Source organism: Mesorhizobium sp. M7A.F.Ca.US.006.04.2.1, assembly GCF_004022915.1.
Classification (GTDB): domain Bacteria; phylum Pseudomonadota; class Alphaproteobacteria; order Rhizobiales; family Rhizobiaceae; genus Mesorhizobium; species Mesorhizobium ciceri.
This window is the reverse complement of sequence record NZ_RZQA01001234.1, coordinates 1-1,333: the sequence shown is the minus strand read 5'-3', so window position 1 is coordinate 1,333 and position 1,333 is coordinate 1. Positions and strand designations below refer to the sequence as shown.

Annotated in this window: 1 protein-coding gene; it reads right to left on the bottom strand. The window is 69.3% G+C overall.

All coding sequences use genetic code 11. The annotated features are described in order from the left end of the window. Positions 1 to 2 precede the first annotated feature (2 nt). Entirely contained in the window at positions 3 to 1,316 is a 1,314-nt protein-coding gene (locus tag EN925_RS36140) for a cobyrinate a,c-diamide synthase (RefSeq protein ID WP_064993762.1), read from the bottom strand. Between the last annotated feature and the right edge of the window lie 17 nt (positions 1,317 to 1,333).

Genomic DNA, 1,333 nt, shown 5'->3' with positions numbered 1-1,333 from the left:
CTCTAGCCCCTCGCAATCGCATGGAAGAAGGTGCCGCTGACATGGCCGCGCCGGTAGCCCGAGGCGCCGATCGGATTGCCCTGGCCGTCGGCAAGGTCGGCCAGCGGCTCGTCATTGCCGGTGGCCGTCATCTGCGCATAGTGGAATTCGTGGCCACGGATCAGCGCGCCCTGTGCACCCAGCGGACAATCGGCACGCAGCCGCGCCTCGCGGTAGCCGAGGTTCATCTTGCGCCTGGCGAAGCTGGTGGCGTGGCCGAGCAGGCCGAGCATCGCATGCGTTTCGCCCGACGCGTCCTCCAGAGCTTCGCCGAGCACCATGAAGCCACCGCACTCGCCATGGATGGGCTTCGTCGCGGCGAAACGCGCCATGCCGGCGCGGAAAGTCGCGGCGGCGGCGAGCTTGCCGGCGTGAAGCTCGGGATAGCCGCCCGGCAGCCAGCAAACGTCGCAGGTCCCGTCGGGCGCTTCGTCGACGAGCGGCGAGAACGGGACGATTTCCGCACCCGCCTTGCGCCAGTAGGCGGCGACATGCGGATAGAGGAAGGTGAAGGCGGCATCCTCGGCCAGCGCGATGCGTTGGCCGGGCGGCGCCAGCGCGTCGTCGAAACCGCCGGGCGCCGGAGTGAGGGGCGTCGCCAGGGCCATGATCGCATCGAGATCGAGCGACTTTTCCGCCATGTCGGCCAGCCTGTCGAGATGCGCCATCAGGTCGTCATATTCGCCAGCCTGGACAAGGCCGAGATGGCGCTCGGGCAGGTTCAGCGTGGGATCGCGCAGGATGGCGCCGACGACCGGCAGGCCGATCGCCTCGATGGCCTCGCTGCACAGCTTGCGATGGCGCTCGCTGCCCAGCCGATTGAGCGCGACACCGGCCATGCGCACGTCAGGATCATAGGTGGCAAAACCCTTGGCGACAGCCGCCGCCGTGGTCGACTGGCCGGAGACGTCGAGCACCAGCAGCACCGGCAGGCCGTAGAGGCGGGCGAGGTCGGCGGCCGAGCCGGTTCGACCGGGAGCCGCGGGTATCCCGTCGAACAGTCCCATGGCGCTTTCCAGGATGACGAAATCGGTGTCATCGGCGGCTTGCGCGGCAAGCCCGTTGAGCAGCGATGGCGGCATCGCCCAGCTGTCCAGATTGACACCGGAGAGGCCCGTGGCGGCGGTGTGGAAGCCGGGGTCGATATAGTCGGGGCCGGATTTGGCGCCGCGCACTTTCAAGCCGCGCCGGGTCAGCGCGCGCAGGATGCCGATGGTGACGCTGGTCTTGCCGGAGCCGGAGCGCGGCGCGCCGATGATGATGGCGCGGGCCGTCATGCTTGCCCCGCCAGGGC

What these genes read in the sequence shown, in the direction of transcription:
- EN925_RS36140 (WP_064993762.1), bottom strand. Translation starts at nt 1,316, where the DNA reads ATGACGGCCCGCGCCATCATCATCGGCGCGCCGCGCTCCGGCTCCGGC.